20 protein-coding genes and 2 tRNA genes are annotated in these 20667 nt (G+C 37.7%); 1 reads left to right on the top strand and 21 read right to left on the bottom strand.

The features are described 5' to 3' along the window. Nucleotides 1–116: 116 nt before the first annotated feature. Nucleotides 117–4361 (bottom strand): 2-hydroxyacyl-CoA dehydratase, encoded by a 4245-nt coding sequence (locus I589_RS05255; protein WP_010769158.1) that lies wholly within the window; start codon nt 4359–4361, stop codon nt 117–119. Nucleotides 4362–4581: 220 nt separating this feature from the next. On the opposite strand from I589_RS05255, the gene I589_RS05250 reads away from it, so the two are divergent. Then, complete coding sequence (locus I589_RS05250; protein ID WP_081628372.1) at nt 4582–5148, top strand: TetR/AcrR family transcriptional regulator; 567 nt, start codon at nt 4582–4584, stop codon at nt 5146–5148. Between the two features lie 448 nt (nt 5149–5596). Here the strand turns inward: I589_RS05250 and I589_RS18470 are convergent, their stop codons facing one another. The 20 genes from I589_RS18470 to atpA all read right to left on the bottom strand — a co-directional run bounded on the left by I589_RS18470 (nt 5597) and on the right by atpA (nt 20654). Then, a complete protein-coding gene (locus I589_RS18470) occupies nt 5597–5770 on the bottom strand; it encodes a hypothetical protein (RefSeq protein ID WP_010769160.1) in 174 nt (57 codons plus the stop codon). A 124-nt stretch (nt 5771–5894) separates the two neighbouring features. Beyond that, a tRNA-Gln gene (locus tag I589_RS05245) sits at nt 5895–5966 on the bottom strand. A gap of 1 nt (nt 5967) precedes the next feature. Then, nucleotides 5968–6051: transfer RNA gene (locus I589_RS05240), tRNA-Tyr, on the bottom strand. An 89-nt stretch (nt 6052–6140) separates the two neighbouring features. Continuing rightward, complete coding sequence (locus I589_RS05235; protein ID WP_010769161.1) at nt 6141–6374, bottom strand: DUF2969 domain-containing protein; 234 nt, start codon at nt 6372–6374, stop codon at nt 6141–6143. A gap of 251 nt (nt 6375–6625) precedes the next feature. Continuing rightward, entirely contained in the window at nt 6626–7279 is a 654-nt protein-coding gene (locus tag I589_RS05230) for a CBS and ACT domain-containing protein (protein ID WP_010769162.1), read from the bottom strand. Nucleotides 7280–7282: 3 nt separating this feature from the next. After that, entirely contained in the window at nt 7283–7987 is a 705-nt protein-coding gene (locus I589_RS05225) for an ABC transporter ATP-binding protein (protein ID WP_010769163.1), read from the bottom strand. Further along, nucleotides 7987–8763 carry an ABC transporter ATP-binding protein gene (locus I589_RS05220; RefSeq protein WP_010769164.1) on the bottom strand — a complete coding sequence of 259 codons (777 nt, stop codon included), beginning with the start codon at nt 8761–8763 and terminating at the stop codon, nt 7987–7989. The genes I589_RS05225 and I589_RS05220 overlap by 1 nt, the downstream gene beginning before the upstream one ends. Then, nucleotides 8744–9721 (bottom strand): branched-chain amino acid ABC transporter permease, encoded by a 978-nt coding sequence (locus I589_RS05215; RefSeq protein WP_010769165.1) that lies wholly within the window; start codon nt 9719–9721, stop codon nt 8744–8746. The genes I589_RS05220 and I589_RS05215 overlap by 20 nt, the downstream gene beginning before the upstream one ends. A 10-nt stretch (nt 9722–9731) precedes the next feature. Beyond that, the gene (locus I589_RS05210; RefSeq protein WP_010769166.1) at nt 9732–10610 is read right to left on the bottom strand and encodes a branched-chain amino acid ABC transporter permease; all 879 of its coding nucleotides are present in this window, start codon (nt 10608–10610) and stop codon (nt 9732–9734) included. Between the two features lie 196 nt (nt 10611–10806). After that, a complete protein-coding gene (locus I589_RS05205) occupies nt 10807–11976 on the bottom strand; it encodes an ABC transporter substrate-binding protein (protein WP_010769167.1) in 1170 nt (389 codons plus the stop codon). Nucleotides 11977–12269: 293 nt separating this feature from the next. Then, a complete protein-coding gene (locus I589_RS05200) occupies nt 12270–13142 on the bottom strand; it encodes an ROK family protein (protein ID WP_010769168.1) in 873 nt (290 codons plus the stop codon). Between the two features lie 117 nt (nt 13143–13259). After that, complete coding sequence (locus I589_RS05195) at nt 13260–13715, bottom strand: GNAT family N-acetyltransferase (protein WP_010769169.1); 456 nt, start codon at nt 13713–13715, stop codon at nt 13260–13262. Then, nucleotides 13712–13990 carry a membrane protein insertion efficiency factor YidD gene (gene yidD, locus I589_RS05190; RefSeq protein ID WP_010769170.1) on the bottom strand — a complete coding sequence of 93 codons (279 nt, stop codon included), beginning with the start codon at nt 13988–13990 and terminating at the stop codon, nt 13712–13714. The genes I589_RS05195 and yidD overlap by 4 nt, the downstream gene beginning before the upstream one ends. 80 nt (nt 13991–14070) lie before the next feature. After that, on the bottom strand, nt 14071–14247 hold the full coding sequence (locus I589_RS18035) for a DNA-directed RNA polymerase subunit beta (protein WP_010769171.1): 177 nt from the start codon (nt 14245–14247) through the stop codon (nt 14071–14073). A gap of 17 nt (nt 14248–14264) precedes the next feature. Continuing rightward, nucleotides 14265–15560, bottom strand: coding sequence for a UDP-N-acetylglucosamine 1-carboxyvinyltransferase (gene murA, locus I589_RS05185; protein ID WP_010769172.1), 1296 nt, complete (start codon nt 15558–15560; stop codon nt 14265–14267). A gap of 94 nt (nt 15561–15654) precedes the next feature. Then, nucleotides 15655–15888: a DUF1146 family protein gene (locus I589_RS05180; RefSeq protein WP_010769173.1), complete on the bottom strand. Its 234-nt coding sequence runs from the start codon at nt 15886–15888 to the stop codon at nt 15655–15657. 415 nt (nt 15889–16303) lie between these two features. Beyond that, nucleotides 16304–16726, bottom strand: a complete 423-nt coding sequence (locus tag I589_RS05175; protein ID WP_010769174.1) for a F0F1 ATP synthase subunit epsilon — start codon at nt 16724–16726, stop codon at nt 16304–16306. A 13-nt stretch (nt 16727–16739) separates the two neighbouring features. Further along, nucleotides 16740–18146, bottom strand: a complete 1407-nt coding sequence (gene atpD / locus I589_RS05170; RefSeq protein WP_010769175.1) for a F0F1 ATP synthase subunit beta — start codon at nt 18144–18146, stop codon at nt 16740–16742. A gap of 22 nt (nt 18147–18168) precedes the next feature. After that, complete coding sequence (locus tag I589_RS05165) at nt 18169–19080, bottom strand: F0F1 ATP synthase subunit gamma (RefSeq protein WP_010769176.1); 912 nt, start codon at nt 19078–19080, stop codon at nt 18169–18171. A 17-nt stretch (nt 19081–19097) separates the two neighbouring features. Then, complete coding sequence (gene atpA, locus I589_RS05160; protein WP_010769177.1) at nt 19098–20654, bottom strand: F0F1 ATP synthase subunit alpha; 1557 nt, start codon at nt 20652–20654, stop codon at nt 19098–19100. Between the last annotated feature and the right edge of the window lie 13 nt (nt 20655–20667).

The raw sequence follows: 20667 nt of genomic DNA, 5'->3' as shown, positions 1-20667 counted from the left end.
CCTCCTCTAATCTATTTTCTGTTTCTATTATAACTGGTATATACCTGGTTAACAACTGTAATTCAAGTGGATAGTAGAGAAACGCTGTTGAAAGGTTCTTTTCAACAGCGTCAACTCTAGTTTTTCAATTTTTCTTTTTCCAACATTTTATTGGCAGTCGCCATCATCAAACGAATTCTGTTTAATTGGTTTACTAAAGAGACACCCGGATCGTAATCAATGGCCGCAATATTAGCATTGGGATATTGACGCCGTAATTCTTTAATGACCCCTTTTCCAACAACGTGGTTAGGTAGACAGCCAAAGGGTTGCATACAAACGATATTGTTTACATTTGATTTTAACAGTTCAATCATTTCTCCCGTTAAGAACCACCCTTCACCGGTATGATTTCCTATAGATAAAATCTTTTCTGCATCTTCTGCCATATCATAAATGGAGTTAATTCCATCAAAACGTTTAGAATTTCTTAACGCCTTATCCATAGGTTTTTCAACCATTTCAATTAGACGGATAGCAAACTGTGCCACAAGCTTACTTTGTTTAGACATTCCTAAATTATCGTACTTCCAAATTTGATTATATAAAGAGTAGTTCATGAATCCCACAATGTCAGGAACGATAGCCTCAGCCCCCTCAGCTTCTAAGAGCCGAACAATATCATTATTAGCTGTTGGAGAATATTTCACGAGTATTTCGCCAACAATTCCGACTTTTGGTTTCACTTCATCAGATAATGGGATTTCATCAAATTCCCGAACAATTTTCTTCATATTTCTGTTGAAAGCAGTTAGAGAACCACTCCGAATATTCGGTTCAATCCGTTGAATCCACTGTTCATGCAGCTTATCAATCGTTCCAGCTTCTAGCTCATAAGGTCTTGTACGATAGACAACTCGTTCAAATAAGTCCCCGTATAAGAAAGCGACAGCGACACGTTTTAGCATTGGCAAGGTAAACTTGAAGCCAGGATTTGATTCCACACCTTTATTCCCCATAGAAATTGAAACAACGGGTACATGCTCAAATCCCGCGTCATTTAGCGCTTTTCTCAATAAAGGAATATAGTTTGTTGCGCGGCAGCCCCCTCCAGTTTGTGTCATCATCACACTTGTATTTTCTATATCATATTCGCCACTTTGTAGTGCTTCGACTAATTGTCCAATGGAAATAATAGCAGGATAGCAGGCATCATTATTTACGTATTTTAAGCCGATATCAACTGCCTGATTATCTTTTGCAGGTAAACAGACCACATTATAGCCTGAAGCCTGTAAGGCAACATCAACGAGTCCACTTTGATGAATAGGACTTAGCATAGGAAGTAACAATGTATGTTTTTCTTTCATCTCTTTAGTAAAGACAATTTTTTCAGGTTCTTCATAGCGCTGTACGGGTTCAAAATTCATTTTTTCTCTTTCCCCTACGGCCGCTTTCAACGAACGCAGACGAATACGAATAGCTCCTAAATTTGATCCTTCATCAATTTTAAGTACTGTATAAATTTTTCCGTATTGATCCATAATTTCTTCTACCTGATCGGTGGTCACCGCGTCTATCCCGCAACCAAATGAATTTAATTGAACAAGCTCTAAATTTTTTGACTTAGCGACTACTCGGGCAGCAGCATACAATCTAGAGTGATAAACCCATTGATTGACTACACGCAGATTGCCCACATCACTTAGATGAGAGATGCTATCTTCAGTTAATACATGGAATCCTTCTTGTGTGATGACTTCCGCAATTCCGTGATTAATTTCAGGGTCTAAATGATAAGGCCGTCCAGAAATTACAATTCCTCGTTGACCTGTTTGATTGAGCATAGTCAGGGTTTCTTCCCCTTTTTGCTGAATATCCCGTTTAAAAGCATCTAGCTCTTCAAAACCATGGCGAAGCGCTTTTGCAATATCTCCTTCTGAGATACCCAAGTCAGCAAATGTTTTCGTTAAAACACCTACCATCGATTCTTCATTTGCTAAATTCAAAAATGGGTTTCGGTAATCAACTTTGCCCTCTCGAATATCGTCTACATTATTTCTGAGAACATCAGGGTAACTTTGTACAATTGGACAGTTAAAGTGATTTTCCGCACTGGCAGATTCTTGACGTTCAAAGATAATCCCTGGATAGAAAATTTTTGGAACACCTGAGTCAATAAGTGCCTGAATATGTCCATGAGCAATTTTTGCGGGATAACAAGCAGTATCACTCGGGATTGTATCCATTCCTTTTTCGTATAAATCTTTATTTGAGCGAGGAGAAAGTTCAACTCTAAAACCTAAATCAGTAAAAAATGTATGCCATAATGGATAATTTTCATACATATTTAACACTCGAGGGATGCCGATTACTCCTCGAACGGCATCTTTTTTACGAAGCGCGCGATATTTAAACAGTCGACGGTATTTATAATCAACAAGATTCACTTTTCTGTCTTCTCGCTTAATCTTAATGCGTGCGCCGCGTTCACAACGATTTCCAGTCACAAACTGACGTCCATCAGAAAAAACAGTAACAGTAAGCATACAATTGTTTTCGCAAAGACCACAATGGGTAAACTCTTTTTCAGCTGTAAATTCGTCCAGCTCTTTGGATGAAAGCGTTGTTGTCTCTTCTCCTATTTGATAATCTTCAAGAGCGATAAGAGCTGCACCATATGCCCCCATTAATCCAGCGATAGAAGGTCGTACAACTTCGCGTTCACTAATTTGCTCAAAGGCACGTAAAACCGCTTCATTATAAAATGTCCCGCCTTGACAGACAATTTTTTTACCGAGTTCTTCCGGACGGCGAATCTTAATTACTTTATAAATCGCATTCTTAATAACTGAGTAGGAAAGTCCTGCAGAAATATCCCCAACAGAGGCGCCTTCTTTTTGAACTTGTTTTACTTTTGAATTCATAAAAACTGTACAACGAGAGCCCAAATCCACGGGTTTTCGAGATTCTAATGCTGCCAGTGCGAAATCTTTTACGTCGTAATTCAAGGATTTTGCAAAGGTCTCAATAAATGAGCCACAGCCAGAAGAACATGCTTCATTCAACTGAATGGAGGATAACACACCGTCTTTGATAGTCATGGCTTTCATATCTTGTCCGCCAATATCTAAAATGAAATCTACACCCGGTTGAAAATGATTGGCTGCTTTGTAGTGAGCCATTGTTTCGACTTCGCCAATATCAACTTTTAGGGCATTTTTGATTAAATGCTCACCATAGCCTGTAACGGCTGCTTTTCCAATAAACGTATCCTTAGGCATTTTTTTATACAGGTCTTTTAAAACACTCATTGTTGTTTCCAAGGGTTGCCCCTGATTATTTCCGTAAAAAGAAAATAAGAGATTTCCATCCTCGTCAATAAGCGTCACTTTTGTTGTGGTAGATCCCGCATCAATGCCTAAAAAAGTAACGCCCGTATGGGAAGCTAATTCTTTTTCACTTGCTTGTGCCTGACTATGTCGTTTCCGAAAGTCTGCCAATTCCTGTTCATCATGAAATAGTGGCTCTAAAGTATCAGATGGGCTTAATTGTTCCTGATTCCCGTTTAACAGATTGTCTAGTAAATCAGTCAGTGTTTTTTCTTCTGCTGATTCGGAATATAGTGCCGCTCCCATCGCAACGAACAGCTGAGGATTTTCAGGGAAAATGACATTTTCTGGTTGAATATCCAAGGTTTCAATAAATCGTTTACGTAATTCGGACATAAAGAAAAGTGGGCCGCCTAAGAAGGCAATCTTCCCTTTTATCTTGCGTCCAGAGGCCAGTCCTGCAATTGTTTGATTTACGACTGCCTGAAAAATACTCGCAGCAATATCTTCTTTTGCGGCACCTTCATTAATTAATGGTTGAACATCTGTCTTAGCAAATACACCACAACGAGAAGCAATTGGATAAAGGGTTTGATAATTTTTTGCCAGTTCATTTACACCATTGGCATCTGTTTTTAACAAAACAGCCATTTGGTCTATAAAGGCACCAGTTCCTCCAGCACAGCTTCCATTCATACGTTGTTCAAGTGCCCCTTCAAAAAAGGTAATCTTGGCATCTTCTCCACCCAACTCAATGGCAACATCTGTTTCCGGAATGATTTCTTCTACTGTTTTTGTACAAGCAATGACTTCTTGGACAAACGGAATTTCTAATACATCTGCTAGCCCCATACCACCAGAGCCAGTAATGTTCATAGTAAGTGTTTGATTTTGAATAAGTTCTTTTGCTTCTTTTAATACACGTTCAGTTGCTGCTTTTACATCTGAATAATGCCGCTCGTACTTTGCAAAGACGGTTGCATTCTTTTCATCTAGAATAACCAGTTTTACAGTAGTTGAACCGACATCGATTCCTGCGCGTAATGTCATATCTTTCCCCTACTTCCTTTTTTACGACAGATTGTTGATTATCTAACAAAGTGTCTGATATACTACTTATGTACAGTTTAGTGAGAAAATGGGAGAAATACAATACGCAATTCTAGCTGATTTGTGAGATAAGCAACAAAATACTTTTGATTGTTGATTAATTTGTTAGGGGGTTCACAGAGTGAAGAAGACAGATTTACGTGTCAAGCGAACAAATAAAATGATTATTGAAGCGTTTATTCGTTTAGTGGAAGAAAAGGGCTATGAGAATGTGACAATTCAAGACATTGCGGATGAGGCGATGATAAATCGAGCAACATTTTATTCACATTTCAAAGACAAACCAGATTTATATGAACGAATTTTTGATTTAGCTGTTGCTGCATTTACCTCTGTATTAGATCCAGAACAGTTGATTGAAGGAAATAAATTAAAGATAAAAAAAGTAGAAATCGTGTTGACAGGAATCTATATAAAAATTCATGAAAATAAAAAGTTCTTTTTAACAATTATGGACGGCTCTTCAAATGAATTACTTAGAAAAAAATTAGCGGATATTTTATATGACAAATATGATCATATCTTTAGTCAGCTTCGTATCACAGAAAATGATATAGAAGTTCCCATGGATTTTATTATTGAATATATGACATCTATCTTTATTGGGACGCTTCACTGGTGGATAACAAGTGATACAGATATGTCCCCTAATCATTTAGCTCGTTTAGTGATTAAGCTTGTTGGAAATGGCCATTTAACAGTTTTAGGAATCGATGTTGAGAAATAGAGGAGTAAACGCAAGGAGCACCTTCTTTTTATAGACAGACTACTATTTTTTTCAGGCATGCGATTATATACGAACTAAAAGTAAAAAAATAGACTGGAGTAGTGAGTAGTATGCTGAACCTCTTAAGTTAGACCAAAAATCTAAGATAAGGGGTTTTTTATATGGCAAAATATAATGCGGATTTAAATTTCAAGTTGTGCAAGCCTATCTTTCTGACGGCTGGTTAATGATTTTACGAGAATCTTAGACTACCAAGAGTCGCTTCTTGATAGCCTGAGAATCTTAAAAGGCATTGGCAATTAAGCTGGTGGTGGAAGAATTCTGAGCAAACAATCTGTGAGGGAGCGTCGCAGGAGCAACAAAAAAAACGGAGTAGTGAATTCTACTCCGAAAAAAGTCTAACGTTTGGGTCTCATCTTACATTTCAATCTGCTTCGGTTGATTTTATTTACCTATTTTTAGCTCGCCATTTCTTGGTATGATTAGTTGGCCGTTTTGTTTTTACTGTTGAGGTTGATTTTGTTCCTTTTTTTAGAAGATTTACTTCAACACTATACTTATCTTCTTTGATTAAATCATAAATTTTTTCTGACGCTTCTGTAATTTTATCTTTTATTCCCATCACATTTCCCCCACTTCATTAATTGATTTCTTAACCCTACTTTAGCGCAAAAAAGCAGATTGAGCAACTAATGATTATTAGAAAAAAGCAACAAAAAAACCGAATCAAATGATTCGGTTGAAAACTGGGGTAGCTGGATTCGAACCAACGCATGAGGGAGTCAAAGTCCCTTGCCTTACCGCTTGGCTATACCCCAATGGTGGAGGAAAGTGGATTCGAACCACTGAACCCTAAGGAACGGATTTACAGTCCGTCGCGTTTAGCCACTTCGCTATTCCTCCAAAAGTCTAGTAAAAAACCTGACTTAGTTATAATACATAAAAAAGCATCTTATTGCAAGAGGAAATTTCAATTTTTTTTAGTTATTTTTTTAATCGTGTAAATTCCATTGGCGAATGACGGATTCTAACGCCTCATCCAAGGTTTTAAAAACCCCTTGAGATTCATTATCCATGAAGATTTCAAAATGTTTTGCATCATTTGTTAACACTTCACCAATCATTTTTTTACCGATGAATAATTGGGTCACATCAATTTCTTGTCCATTTACTCTTTTTTTTGTTTCTTCTACACGTACTTCAATATCTTTATTTTTTTTTGACATCCTTTTCACCTCGTTGCTTATTTTACCATATTCCCACTCATTTGTATTAAAACTAAGGAACAAAAAAACAATGAGGTCGGGACAGAAGTGTTCAGCTCCGAGAAATAAGAAGGAATTCACGAAGATTGTTCCTCAAATCTTTGGGAATTTCAGCTTATTTTCGAAGGAGTTGCTTCTGTTCCCGCCGTTTATTAAGAGTTTACAAAGGTGTGGAATAACTTAATTAGTTATTCCACACCTTCATTAGTTTCTTATTCTTTAGTATTTGTTAGCACAGCTTCCAAAACTTGATAACCAGCTTCTTGTAGTAATTGCTGAACTTTTTGCGCTTCTCTTGTTTGCACCTGCAACTCAACAATCGTTTCCAGTTCTTTTCTATTCACAACAATGGTGAGGATACTGAAATCATTGTCTGCTAAAAGTCTGGTCAAATCAGCCAAAATACCTTTATGGTCATCTATGATTTGAATTTGTACGCGTGTTCCTCCATCATTATAGCCAGTGATTTTTAAGAAAGCATCGAAAATATCATTATTTGTAATAATTCCAACCAGATTTTCTTTTGTATCTACTACAGGAAGGACACCGACATTATTTTTTCTCATTAAGCTAATGCCTTCTTCTAATAAAGCTTCTGGAACGATCGTTTGTACATTTTTTACCATGACATCTGCAACAGTTGTTTTATTTAATAAATAGTTTACTTCATATACACTTAAACTTGTTGCTTTTGAAGGCAAGGCTTCTTGAATGGTTCCTTCTGTGATGAGCCCCACCAAATGGTCATTTTCCACAACTGGTAATCGGTGAATATCATTTTTTTTCATCAAATCAACCGCATCAAAAATTTTGGTGTTGGGTTGAACCACAATTAAATTTTTTGTCATAAAATCCTGAACACTCATGAATTACCCTCCTAAATAAGCTTTTTTAACTTCTTCACTTGCTAATAACTCAGCGCCTGTTCCTTCAAGAACAATGTTGCCAGTTTCCAAGACATACCCTCTATTAGCGATCGATAAAGCCATTTTTGCATTTTGTTCAATTAGTAAAACAGTAGTTCCTTGTTGTTGGATTTCTTGAATAATTGTAAAAATTTCTTTAATAAAAATGGGCGCTAGTCCCATAGAAGGCTCATCTAGCAGCAATAATTTCGGTTTAGACATGAGCGCACGTCCCATAGCAAGCATCTGTTGCTCCCCACCTGAAAGTGTTGCTGCATCCTGCGTTTTTCGTTCAGCTAGAATAGGAAATTTTTTGAAGATTTGTTCATAGTCAGCTTTCATTTCTGAAGAATCTTTTCGTAAAAAAGCCCCCATCTCTAAATTTTCCTGAACGGTTAGACCAGGAAAAATATGACGTCCTTCTGGTACCTGAGAGAGACCAGAAGCAACAATTTTTTGTGGAACAGTTTTTTGAATCTCGTTTCCTTCAAAGGTAATACTTCCTTTTGAAGGACGAATAAGCCCAGAAATTGTTCGGAGAATCGTTGTTTTTCCTGCACCGTTTGCCCCGATTAATGAGACAATTTCACCTTGATTCACTTCAAAATTAACTTCTCGCACTGCTTGAATCATTCCATAGTGAACCGATAAATTTTGTACACGCAGCATTATAGCTCACCTCCAAGATAGGCTTCGATTACTCGAGGATTGTTTTTAATTTCCTCTGGTTGCCCTTCTGCAATGACCCGTCCATATTCTAACACGTAAATTCGTTCACAGACTTCCATCACTAAGCTCATATCGTGTTCGATAAGGAGAATTGTAATTTGAAATTCTGCCTGTATTTTTCTGATAAGCTCAGTTAATTCCGCTGTTTCTTGCGGATTCATCCCAGCAGCCGGTTCATCTAAAAAGAGAATTTTTGGCTGTGTTGCCAGTGCTCGAACAATTTCTAAACGTCGCTGTTCTCCATAGGGTAAATTCTTCGCTAAAGTCTGTGCTTTTTCTTCCATCCCGAAGATGGCTAACAGCTCAATGACCTTTTTTTGCATGGTCTCTTCTTTTTTGTAAAAGCTTGGAAAACGCAGAATACTTGAAAGCAGACTTTCTTTATTTTTACTATTCATTGCAATCAAAACATTGTCCATCACGGTTAAATCTTTAAACAGACGAATATTTTGAAAAGTTCGACTAAGACCTAAATCAGCAATTTTATAAGGCTTTTCTCCATTAAGCCGATGTGTTTTTCCTAATGCGTCAAAAAGCACATCCCCTTCACTAGGTTCATAAACGCCAGTTAGTAAATTAAATAAGGTGGTTTTCCCTGCCCCATTGGGTCCAATCAGGCCAATTAACTCATTTGATTCTAACTGAATATTTACATTGGATACGGCAGCAAGCCCACCAAAGTTTTTTGTTAAGTTTTTAACGTCCAATAGAGGCATCAGAATCGTCCTCCTTTTTTCCAAATTTTTCAAAGATACGTTTTACAGAAAATTCCCACGTACCAAGTAAGCCGCCGGGTTTGAAAATCATAATGATGATTAATGCTAATGCATAGATAATCATACGAAGGGCACCAAAATCTTGTAAGAACATATTTAAGACACCCAGAACGATTGCAGCAACGAACGTACCTGTGATGCTTCCGATTCCGCCAAATACCACGATAATTAAAATATCAATAGACTTCATAAAACCAAAATCCTTGGGAGCAATGGACTGAATATAACTTGCGGATAAAGACCCCGCAATACTTGCAGTCATGGCGCCAATCATAAAGGCAATCACCTTGTATTTGGTTGTGTTTACGCCCATAGACTCTGCTGCAATCTCATCTTCCCGGATTGCCATTGTTGCGCGACCGGGTCCACTATGAAGGAAATTAACAATCACGAGTGTCGTTACAACAACAAATCCAAACACCATCGACCAGTTTGCAAATGGCGGAATACCAAAAATCCCTGAAGGACCATTTGTAATATCACGTAGATTGACGATTAAAATTCGAATAATTTCAGCAACTCCTAATGTGGCAATTGCAAGGTAGTCTCCTTTTAAACGAAGCGTTGGAATACCAACAATCAAGGCAACAAGCCCAGATAAAAAGATTCCTAAGACTAGACCAGAGAAAAATCCGCCCATCGTTGGATTTTTGACACTCATAATTGCCGCACTGTATGCACCAATCGCCATGAATCCCGCATGACCTAGCGAAAACTGTCCGGAGAAGCCGATAATTAAATTCAATCCAGTTGCTAAAATAATATTTATTCCAATACTTACTAAAATAAAATCAGTAAAAAAACTAATGACTCCTGCACTGTACAATGCATATAAAATTCCATAAAGACCAGCGGCAATGGCCAACCAGACAAGATTAAATTTTAGATTTTTTTTCATGGTTGTCCACCTACACTTTCTCTTTTAGATTTTTTCCTAGAATCCCAGCAGGTCTAATCAATAAGATAAGAATCAGTACACCGTAAACAACCGCATCCTTATAATCTGAAAATCCGATTGCTGTGGTAATTGTCTCAATTAGACCAATAACAAAGCCGCCAAGTGCTGCACCAGGGATAATACCAATCCCTCCTAAAACAGCCGCAACAAACGATTTAAGCCCTGGAACGACGCCCATCATCGGATCTATCGAATTGTAGTAAAGTCCGATGAGCATCCCTCCAGCTGCCGCTAATGCAGAACCTAAAGCAAAAGTAAATGAAATTGTCCGATTAACATTGATTCCCATTAATTGCGCAGCATCTGCGTCAACACTGACTGCCCTCATCGCTTTTCCCATTTTTGTCTTTTTTACAATTATCTGTAAGAGAATCATTAAGCTCAATGAGATACCTAAAATTAACAACTGAATGTTACTCACTTCTATAATACCTAAATCATAGGTTTGTCGTTGAATGGCTTGAGGAAAGGCGCGTGTATCTGAGCTAAAGAAATAAATCATCACGTTTTGAAGAAAGAAAGAAACACCAATTGCTGTAATCAATGCAGCAATCCTAGTTGACTTACGTAACGGCCGATAGGCTAAAAATTCAATTGTTACACCAACAATTGCACTTAATGCCATTGATAAAATGAGTGCCGGGAAGAATCCCATCTCCAATTGATTGATCAAATAATAGCCGATGAAGCTACCAATCATATAGATTTCACCGTGAGCAAAATTGATTAATTTGATAATGCCATATACCATCGTATAGCCCAATGCCATTAGCGCATAGATGCTGCCGAGAAATAGACCATTGATTAATTGTTGTAAAATAAGTTCCATTGTGATCACTTCCAATGTTTTTTTCGTATTCATTACGTAATAGTGGGGAAACCCCAAAAAAATTCACGTTTATTTTCACTGTTTATTAAGGGGGAAAGAGTCCGAAACACCACTCAAAGAGTTAGGTTCCAGACTCCTGCATACTATTTTAAATAGTTTCCCTGCGGACTTTTTTTGATCTCTTAAATGTTAACGATTAAGGATTGACTGTTTCAGCAGACGTTTCTTTTCCATCTGTCAAACCTAACACAACCGCAGATTTTTCTGGATTATGATTTTTATCCATAGACATTTCTCCTGTTACTCCGACAAATCCTTTAATCTTTGCTAGTGCTTCAGTAATCTTCGCTGAATCAGCTGAGTCTGCATCTTCAATCGCTTGTTTTAACATATAGACTGAATCGTAGCCAAGTGCGTTAAAAGCAGAAGGCTGTTTTCCATATTTTTTAGAGAACGATTCTACAAAAGGTGTAACCTTGTCTGTTGCTGGAGCTTCTGTTGAGAAGTGACCAGTATAAAAGACGTTTGATACATTTTCTGCTCCTGCTGTTTCTACAAGCTTTTCATCTCCAAAACCGTCAGCACCAATAATTGGTTGCTTGATGCCCATTTCACGTGCTTGTTTGATAATTAATCCTGCTTCTGTATAGTAACCAGGGATGTAAATGACATCGAAATCTTCATTCTTAATTTTTGTTAAGATTGCTTGATAATCTTTATCACCTGCTACAAAGTTTTCTTCTTTTACAATCGTTCCTTTATAAGTCTCTTTAAAGGCTTTGGTTAATCCGATGGCATAATCACTTGAATTATCACCGATAATCACCGCTTTATCTGCTTTTAAGTTATCCTGAGCATATTTTGCCAAGATGACTCCTTGAAAGCTATCCTGGAAACAAACGCGGAAGATGAATTCTTGAACTGCATCATTTTGTACAGTGATAGCATCATCTGTTGCAGAAGGAGTGATAACTGGAACTGCTGCTTTCGTCATGTTTGGAACACTTGCTTTTACCGCTCCAGAAGTAGCAGGTCCTACGACAGCAACCACTTTATCATTTGTCGTTAAGTTTGCAGCAATAGAAGCCGCTTCATTATTATCTGATTTGTTGTCTTTTTCAATTAATTCAATTTTTTTCCCTAGAATTCCACCTGCGTCGTTGATTTCTTCAACCGCTAAGTCAATTCCTTCTTTTTCCGCATTCCCGTAAGCTGCTACGCCACCAGAAAGCTCCATGTTCATCCCGATTTTAATTGTTTCACCACTCGCTGTATTCCCCGAATTTTTGGGACCAGCTGCTCCTCCTGCACCACAAGCAGATAGTAAAAACATACTTGCAAACAAAAACGTAAATTTTTTCTTCATTTTATTTCCCCCTCATGCATCTTTCTAAGATATGTATATCAATATACTGAAAAATAAAATGGTTGTCAATGAATTATCAGAAAATTTCTATAATTCTGTTAATTCAAATAAAATAATCATTTTTCTTATTTTTAAAAAGTTATATTTAATAAGTGAATGAAGCGCATACAAAGAATTCCAGTAAAATAATTTTTTTTTTACATATTCTTTTCGAAAATAAAAAAACGCAATGAACGTCTCTCCTCTTCTTAAAGGAAAGCTCTTTCATTACGTTTTAGACTTCCGAAATAAAGCTAGTTGTTTATCTGAGCAACATAATTTGCTGCTGCCCCAACAAGATTTGCATCATTGCGATACTCACATAAAACAATCTTAGGTACAAAATCATTTAGCTCATAGATCGCCAATTTTTCAGCCATTCGTTTGTTTATCTCATCTAGTAATCCATCTTTTGATGAAATACCTCCACCTAGAACAATGATTTCTGGGTCAAATGCAAATTGGATACTAAATAATCCTTGAGTCAGATATTCATAAAAATTTTCCACTTCTTCTTGTGCTAAAACATCGCCTGCTTCAGCAAACTCAAATACTTCTTTTCCAGAGAAGGCAGTTTTTTCAAGTCCTTTTCGTTCACAATAGCGCCAAGCCATTTGTACAGCAGTTCCTAATACACTAAATGTTTGTCCGCCGTTTAAGAACATTAAGCCAAATTCTCCACCGTATAAATGTGCTCCTTTAGAAATTTGCCCATTTGTAAATAGTGCACCACCCACTCCTGTGCCAATTACAACAAAGGCAACATCTTTATATCCTTTAGCTGCTCCTTGATAAAATTCAGCCATTCCTGCGCAGTTTGCATCATTTTCAATTGTAACTGGTAGACCGAACAGTTCGCGTAGCTCACCAAAAATATCGAATCCATGAATGTATGGAATCGCACTAATTCCTTCGATTTTTTGTGCGTGAACATTTACCACTCCTGGTGCACTAATTCCAATACCATCGAATGGCTGAGCCATTTGATCTGCAACATTCTTTAAGCTGACTTTCATTTCTTCCCATGTAGCAGGAGTGGGAAATTGATTTTTACTTTCCAGAGCTTTTCCATTCCAGTACCCATATTTTACAGCTGATCCACCAAAATCAAATACTAATAATCCCATAATAAGAGCCTCCAATAAGTCATTTTCATAATGGTTCTCCTCTATTGTACGATATAAAAAAAGAGCTTTCAATGAGCTCTTTAAAAAATATATACATTCGATTATATTTATCTATTCCTATATAATTTGACTAAGAATGATTTGATCGGTTAACAACATTCCTTCTTCATAAATAGGTTCGCTATAATGAGTCAAAAAGTAATCTTTTATTTGTTGTATCTCTTTAAATCCCTGACTTTTGTAAAGGGCTAATGCGGGTAGAGTACTATTTCCAGTCTTTACAAGAACAGAAAAAGGTGTGAATGGTTTCTTCTCTCCAATTTCTTTGAGTGCATACTCAACAAGCGCTGCGCCTAATCCTTGTTTTTGATAGTTTGAGTCAACAGCGACATTCATTAGCTCTGCTTCATTTGACCGTATTTGAAAGACGATACAGCCGACGATTTTGTTATCCCTCTCAAGAATACCAATTTCTGATTGATGGATATATCCATCAACTATTTCTTTTTCCGGGTCAGCATCCAGCAATAAGTCCCACGGAAGCTCTTCATTAGGTTGTAATGGACGAATCATTTTTCTCTCCTATAGGTGTATGTTGGCTGTACTTTATCCTTAGTGTTTCGTTTTAAACTAAATGTTTTAGGCACATAGTCCAAACCGCCTTTTACAAAGGGATGGCATCGTAAGATTCGGGAAGTTCCCATGAGTGTCCCTTTAAACGCCCCATGTACAGTAATTGCTTGAATCATATAACCAGAACATGTAGGGTAGTAACGACAGCTCGGTGGAAACGCAGGAGAAATATATTTTTGATAAAACTTTACGAATCCAATTAATAGTTTTTTCATTTATTCAATCCCTACTTTTCATTTATAGAAAAAGAGACAAGAACGCCAACGTTTGTTTTCAGCTCTGTCTCTTCTAGTTCTTATTTAAAAAAGGTATAGATGTGATTCCAAAGGTCATGGCTAAAGACAGAGAAAGGTTTTCCTCCACCAATAACACCATAGCCAATCATCATTCCAATAATAAAGAGAAGCATGACCAACAAAATGACCACTACAATTTTAAGCAGTGTAATTAAAATATAGCGAGTAGCACTCATTGATACGCCTCCTTAAACTAAGCCATTACTGCAGATGAAGTAATTTCTTTTCCTTCTTCAACACGTTCCACGTTTGCGCCTAGATTTTGTAGTTTTTCATGGAATTTATAATACCCACGATCTAAATATTTCAAGTTACGGACACGAGTCAGTCCATTTGCACATAGGCCTGCTAAAATCAGTGCTGCAGCAGCACGTAAATCTGTAGCGTATACTTCAGCCCCTTGTAATTCATGCGCTCCTTCAATAATTGCGATATTTCCATCAATTTTCACATGCGCATTCATTCTGCGCAACTCTTCTAAATGTTGGAAACGATTTTCAAACACTGTTTCTGTTGTAACACTTGTTCCGTTAGCAACTAGTTGAATAGCAGTCATTTGCGCTTGCATATCAGTAGGGAAACCAGGATGTGGCATTGTTTTTACATCAGTAGCTTTCAATGTTTTTGGTCCAACAACACGTAATCCATTTTCTTCTTCTGTAATAACTACGCCCATTTCCATTAGTTTTGAGATTAATGGACGGTTATGTTCAGAGATGGCATCTTCAATCAGTACATTACCTTGTGTCATTGCCGCAGCAACCATAAACGTTCCAGCTTCAATACGATCTTGAACAATGGAATGTTGCACTGCGTGTAGATGGTCAACACCCTCAATACGCATGGTTTCTGTTCCCGCTCCATAAACATGAGCGCCCATTTTATTTAAGATATTCGCAAGGTCAACAATTTCAGGTTCACGAGCGACGTTTTCAATAATCGTAGTTCCTTTTGCTTTGACTGCAGCCATCATAATATTCTGTGTTGCGCCAACACTTGGGAAATCGAGATAAATAGAGTTTCCAATTAGTTCGTCCGCTATGGCTTCAATATACCCATTTTTTTGGATAATTTTTGCACCTAAAGCTTGGAACCCTTTTAAATGTAAATCAATTGGTCGTTTACCGATGGCACAGCCACCTGGCATAGCAACTTTTGCATGACCATTACGTGCTAATAAAGGCCCCATAACGACAATAGATGCTCTCATTTGGCTTACATATTCATAGGGTGCTTCAATTTCTAATTTTCTTGAAGCATCTAAAGTAACTTGTTTTAATTCTTCATTAAAATTAACATCTACATTTAAGTGACGAATCACTTGATTCATCGTGAAAACATCCGATAAGATTGGTACATTATTTAAAGTAGTTGTGCCTTCCTCAGCGAGTAAACTTGCAGCTAAGATTGGTAGCACAGCATTTTTGGCGCCTTCAATTTTTACAGTTCCTTTTAATTGATTACCACCTTGAACAATAATTTGTTCCATTTTGTCCCCTCCACACATTCTTTTGCGCATCACTTCACACAAAATCTTTTCTATTATAGCACTATTTGTCCTAAAATAGTACCCCTTCTTCAACTTATAAGCCGACGTAAAATAAATTTCGGCAGAGCGCAATAATCTCTAAGAAAAAATTGCTGGCTGTATAGCCTAAAAAAATAGAAAATAATACAATCGCCATGCGCACTTGAGTAGGCATCATGACTTTGAAAAATGTTTCTACCCGTAGAGAACGTAAGGACCAAAATGCCAAATAAATAAATGTTAGATGGCTAATGATGCGAACTATCGCATCTACTCCGTAAACTTGCATAAGTATCTCCTTATCTCTTCTTCTGTGAGTATCAAATATGAACATATAGATAATACCACAAATAAGAGAAAAGGAAAATCGTTGCGCATTTAAAAGATGATTAAAAGTCTTTTAAAAGATTATTTAGGTTTGTTTTTTAACATCCCTTTTATGGATTCTTTTTTTTGTATTAGAAAGTAAAATTATAAGGGTGGACATAACTATCTAAGTTATAGTCCACCCTCATAAAATCTAAATAAAGGTTGGTCACAGATAATGAGTTATTTCTGTTCCCACCCTTCTCTTTTTTCATGTCAGTTCAAAAGAATTCGTTTGAAATCTATTTCATATATATAATATTTCTTACTAAGGTATCCGTTTTTCGGTACTAACATAAAAAAACAGATGAGAAAAAAGTTCTTCTCATCTGTTTTTTTTATGTGTGCTTTGAGACATTGATACGATTAATTGCTCGGTGTAGTGCTACGGTTGCTCGACTAAGTTCATCTATGTCATCATTTTGTTTCGCTTCTTGAATCATCTTCTCAGCACGTTGTTTTGCACGCTCGGCACGAGGGACGTCAATATCACGCTCACGTTCTGCACTATCTGCAATAATAGACACGATGTTTTCTCTTACTTCCATAACGCCGCCGTTTACAGCAATCCAGTCAATATGGGCGTCTGCGTCGACACGTTTGATTCGCACTTCATCAATCGTTAAAGGAACAATGATCGGTGCATGTCGTGGTAAGATACCAATTTCACCGTCTAGTGTTTTTGCAACAACAATGGCTGCATGATGCTCATAGACAAGACCATTTGGAGTAACCACATTCACGGTTAAATAATTATCCATGGGGCACCTCTTTCTAATAGCCTAATGTTTTCGCTTTTTCAATGACGTCTTCGATACGACCAACACTTCTGAAGGCTTCTTCAGGAAGGCTGTCGTGTTTTCCATCTAAGATTTCACGGAATCCTTTGATTGTTTCTTCAACGGGTACGTATGATCCCGGTTGACCAGTAAACTGTTCTGCTACGTTAAAGTTTTGTGATAAGAAGAATTGAATCCGACGCGCACGTGCAACTAACACTTTTTCATCATCAGATAATTCATCCATACCCAAGATTGCAATAATATCTTGAAGTTCACGGTAACGTTGCAACACATGCTGAACTTCTGTCGCTACTTCATAATGCTCTTCACCTACAACCTCAGGTGCTAGTGCACTTGAAGAAGAAGCTAGCGGATCAACGGCAGGATAAATCCCTTGTTCTGTTAGTTTCCGTTCTAAGTTCGTTGTTGCATCCAAATGGGCGAAAGCAGTTGCTGGAGCAGGGTCAGTATAATCATCCGCAGGCACATAAATAGCTTGAATAGATGTAATTGAACCTTTTTTGGTTGAAGTAATCCGTTCTTGAAGCTGTCCCATTTCAGTAGCAAGTGTTGGTTGGTACCCAACGGCTGAAGGCATACGACCTAACAGCGCAGATACTTCAGAACCTGCTTGTGTGAAACGGAAAATATTATCAATAAACAAAAGTACGTCTTGTTGTTCAACATCACGGAAATATTCTGCAATGGTTAAGCCAGTAAGAGCAACACGCATACGTGCACCTGGTGGCTCGTTCATTTGACCAAACACCATGGCTGTTTTTTCGATAACGCCAGAATCCTTCATTTCATAATACAGGTCGTTTCCTTCACGCGTACGTTCACCAACCCCTGTAAAAACAGAAATCCCACCATGTTCTTGAGCAATGTTGTGAATTAATTCTTGAATCAATACAGTTTTACCTACTCCAGCACCACCAAAGAGGCCGACTTTCCCACCTTTTAGATAAGGGGCAAGTAAATCAATTACTTTAATTCCTGTTTCAAGAATTTCTGTACTTGTGCTTAATTCATCAAAATTCGGTGCTTTTTTATGGATTCCACTACGAGGAGCATCTTCTGGAAAAGGTGCTTCTAAGTCAATAGTGTCTCCAAGCACGTTAAATACACGACCTAACGTTTCTTTTCCAACGGGAACAGAAATCGCTTTTCCTGTATCAATTACTTCCATCCCACGTTGTAAACCGTCTGTAGACTCCATGGCGATTGAACGAATGACGCCATCTCCTAGTTCAAGAGTAGCTTCTAAGACGACTTTTTGTTTACTTTCATCATTTTTATAAACGACTAAGGCATTGTTAATATCTGGTAAAGAATGGTCTAGGGAAAACTCCACGTCTACAACGGGACCAATGACCTGAACAATTTTGCCTGAATTCATTTGTATTCCTCCAATCATGACATTACTCTAATGCAGCTGCACCAGCTACGATTTCGGTAATTTCTTGAGTAATTGCTCCTTGACGAGCACGGTTATATGAAATAGTTAAATCACTAATAATATTTTGTGCGTTGTCGGTAGCAGTTTTCATTGCGGTCATTCCGGCTGCATGTTCTGCTGTTTTTGCATCAACGATGGCCCCATAAATTAGACTTTCTGCATATTGAGGTAACAACGTATCTAAGATGACTTCTTTAGAAGGCTCTAAGATATATTCTTGTTCATAGCTCGTTGCTTCATCTGCATCTAAGTCTGAGATAGGTAACATTTTTTCAACACGAAATTGACTAGTTAATGAGTTAATGTGGTGGTTATAACAAACATAAAGCTCGTCAAACACTTCACTTTCATACATTGTTGTAGCCATTGTGACGATTTTACGAACTTCTTCAAAGCTGGGCTGATCGGATAGATTCCGTAGTTCATAGGCAAGATTAATCCCGCGTGCTTTAAAGAAATCTGCACCCGTTCCGCCGATTGCAATCATGACATACTCATTTTCTGAAGCATGATCATCTTCCAGCATGCTCATTGTTTGCTTTAAAATAGAACTGTTATAGCCGCCAACAAGTCCGCCATCTGAAGTTATCACAATATAACCTGTCTTTTTTACAGGACGTTTTAAGAGCATACTGTGATAGTTCAGTGCATCGTTTGAATCCGCTACGGTCATTTCTTCCAAATCAGCTAATTGTGAAGCCACTAAATGGGTAACAATTGAGCGTACTTTAGAAGCATACTCTTGAAAGTTTTTTGAAGAAGCTTCTGACTTAGTCAATTTAGCGGCAGAAACCATTTGCATGGCTTTCGTAATTTGACTTGTTTTTTTCGTTGAAGCAATCCGCTGCTTAATTTCATTTAAGGAAGCGCCCATTGTCTTTCACTCCTTTGTTAGCCATTTTGGATTGATTGTAATTGTTCTTTTGCTGAAGTTCCTTCAGAATTTGAAGCAACAAAGATTTCTTGATAACTCTTGATGGCAGCATTTAATTGCTCTTCATCAGGTAAATCTTTCGTATCGCGAATTGTTTGGAATAAATCTGGATGATTCGCATCTAAATATTCAAACAATGCTTGTTCAAATTCTAAAATTTTATTTACAGCAATGCTGTCTAGGAATCCGTGAGTCAGTGCATAAAGAATGACTACTTGTTTTTCTACAGCTAATGGCGCGTGTAGTTTTTGTTTTAAGATTTCAACTGTACGACGACCACGGTTTAATTTTGCTTGAGTTGCCGCATCTAAATCGGAACCAAACTGAGTAAAGGCTTCTAGTTCGCGATAACTTGCTAAGTCTAGGCGAAGCGTTCCAGCCACTTTCTTCATGGCTTTAATTTGCGCAGATCCACCCACACGTGAGACAGAAAGTCCAGCATCAACGGCAGGTCTTGTCCCTGCGTAGAATAAGTCACTTTCCAAGAAGATTTGTCCATCCGTAATTGAAATAACGTTTGTTGGAATATAAGCAGAAATATCTCCAGCTTGTGTTTCAACAAATGGTAAGGCAGTCATTGATCCTCCACCTAACTCATCACTCAATTTTGCTGCACGTTCCAATAAACGTGAGTGAAGATAGAAAACGTCACCAGGGTAGGCTTCACGACCTGGAGGACGACGAAGAAGTAGAGAAAGTTCACGATAGGCAACGGCTTGTTTTGATAAATCATCGAAGATAATCAATACGTGTTTGCCATTATACATGAATTCTTCACCCATAGCAGTTCCTGCATATGGCGCAATGTAAAGCAATGGTGCAGGTTCAGAAGCACCAGCAGTAACAACAATCGTGTAGTCTAATGCGCCGTATTGACGAAGTGTTTCAACTTGTGCACGCACAGTTGAATCTTTTTGCCCAATTGCAACATAGATACAAATCATGTTTTGACCTTTTTGATTAATAATTGTGTCAATCGCAATAGAAGTTTTCCCTGTTTTACGGTCACCAATTACTAATTCACGTTGACCACGTCCAATTGGGACTAATGCATCTATGGCTTTTAACCCTGTTTGCATTGGTTCATTTACTGATTTACGTTGCATAACGCCAGGTGCCATTGCTTCTACTGGACGAGTTTTATCTGTTTTAATTTCACCTAGACCATCGATTGGTTGTCCTAAAGGATTTACAACACGGCCAATCAGACTTTCCCCTACAGGAACTTCCATGATTTTTCCAGTTCGTTTTACTTTATCTCCTTCACGAATGGTTTCAAAATCACCTAGGATAATAATCCCAACGTCATTTGATTCTAAGTTTTGCGCCATTCCATAAGAGCCGTTTGAGAATTCCAACAGCTCTCCACTCATTGCATTGTCTAATCCATGAGCGCGAGCGATTCCGTCACCCACGTAGGTAACTGTACCGATTTCTTCTACAGAAAGCTCGTTTTGATAATTTTCAATTTGTTGTTTAATCAAGGCACTAATTTCTTCTGCTTTGATAGCCATTCGATTCACCTCT

Source organism: Enterococcus phoeniculicola ATCC BAA-412, assembly GCF_000407505.1.
Taxonomy (GTDB): domain Bacteria; phylum Bacillota; class Bacilli; order Lactobacillales; family Enterococcaceae; genus Enterococcus_K; species Enterococcus_K phoeniculicola.
Note: the sequence above shows the minus strand (reverse complement) of the source record. Positions and strands in the feature narration are given on the sequence as shown.

Excerpts from the sequence above, each read along its gene's own strand:
- I589_RS05195 (WP_010769169.1), bottom strand. The coding sequence starts at position 13,715 with ATGATTCGTCCATTACAACCTAATGAAGAGCTTCCGTGGGACTTATTG.
- I589_RS05180 (WP_010769173.1), bottom strand. The coding sequence starts at position 15,888 with ATGCAAGTTTACGGAGTAGATGCGATAGTTCGCATCATTAGCCATCTA.
- I589_RS05250 (WP_081628372.1), top strand. The coding sequence starts at position 4,582 with ATGATTATTGAAGCGTTTATTCGTTTAGTGGAAGAAAAGGGCTATGAG.
- I589_RS05235 (WP_010769161.1), bottom strand. The coding sequence starts at position 6,374 with ATGTCAAAAAAAAATAAAGATATTGAAGTACGTGTAGAAGAAACAAAA.
- I589_RS05215 (WP_010769165.1), bottom strand. The coding sequence starts at position 9,721 with ATGAAAAAAAATCTAAAATTTAATCTTGTCTGGTTGGCCATTGCCGCT.
- I589_RS05220 (WP_010769164.1), bottom strand. The coding sequence starts at position 8,763 with ATGCCTCTATTGGACGTTAAAAACTTAACAAAAAACTTTGGTGGGCTT.
- I589_RS05205 (WP_010769167.1), bottom strand. The coding sequence starts at position 11,976 with ATGAAGAAAAAATTTACGTTTTTGTTTGCAAGTATGTTTTTACTATCT.
- murA (WP_010769172.1), bottom strand. The coding sequence starts at position 15,560 with ATGGAACAAATTATTGTTCAAGGTGGTAATCAATTAAAAGGAACTGTA.
- I589_RS05175 (WP_010769174.1), bottom strand. The coding sequence starts at position 16,726 with ATGGATAATTATTTAACCGTGAATGTGGTTACTCCAAATGGTCTTGTC.
- I589_RS18035 (WP_010769171.1), bottom strand. The coding sequence starts at position 14,247 with ATGAGTGCTACTCGCTATATTTTAATTACACTGCTTAAAATTGTAGTG.
- atpA (WP_010769177.1), bottom strand. The coding sequence starts at position 20,654 with ATGGCTATCAAAGCAGAAGAAATTAGTGCCTTGATTAAACAACAAATT.
- I589_RS05230 (WP_010769162.1), bottom strand. The coding sequence starts at position 7,279 with ATGAGTGTTCAGGATTTTATGACAAAAAATTTAATTGTGGTTCAACCC.
- I589_RS05255 (WP_010769158.1), bottom strand. The coding sequence starts at position 4,361 with ATGACATTACGCGCAGGAATCGATGTCGGTTCAACTACTGTAAAACTG.
- atpD (WP_010769175.1), bottom strand. The coding sequence starts at position 18,146 with ATGAATTCAGGCAAAATTGTTCAGGTCATTGGTCCCGTTGTAGACGTG.
- I589_RS05210 (WP_010769166.1), bottom strand. The coding sequence starts at position 10,610 with ATGGAACTTATTTTACAACAATTAATCAATGGTCTATTTCTCGGCAGC.
- I589_RS05200 (WP_010769168.1), bottom strand. The coding sequence starts at position 13,142 with ATGGGATTATTAGTATTTGATTTTGGTGGATCAGCTGTAAAATATGGG.
- I589_RS05165 (WP_010769176.1), bottom strand. The coding sequence starts at position 19,080 with ATGGGCGCTTCCTTAAATGAAATTAAGCAGCGGATTGCTTCAACGAAA.
- I589_RS18470 (WP_010769160.1), bottom strand. The coding sequence starts at position 5,770 with ATGGGAATAAAAGATAAAATTACAGAAGCGTCAGAAAAAATTTATGAT.
- yidD (WP_010769170.1), bottom strand. The coding sequence starts at position 13,990 with ATGAAAAAACTATTAATTGGATTCGTAAAGTTTTATCAAAAATATATT.
- I589_RS05225 (WP_010769163.1), bottom strand. The coding sequence starts at position 7,987 with ATGCTGCGTGTACAAAATTTATCGGTTCACTATGGAATGATTCAAGCA.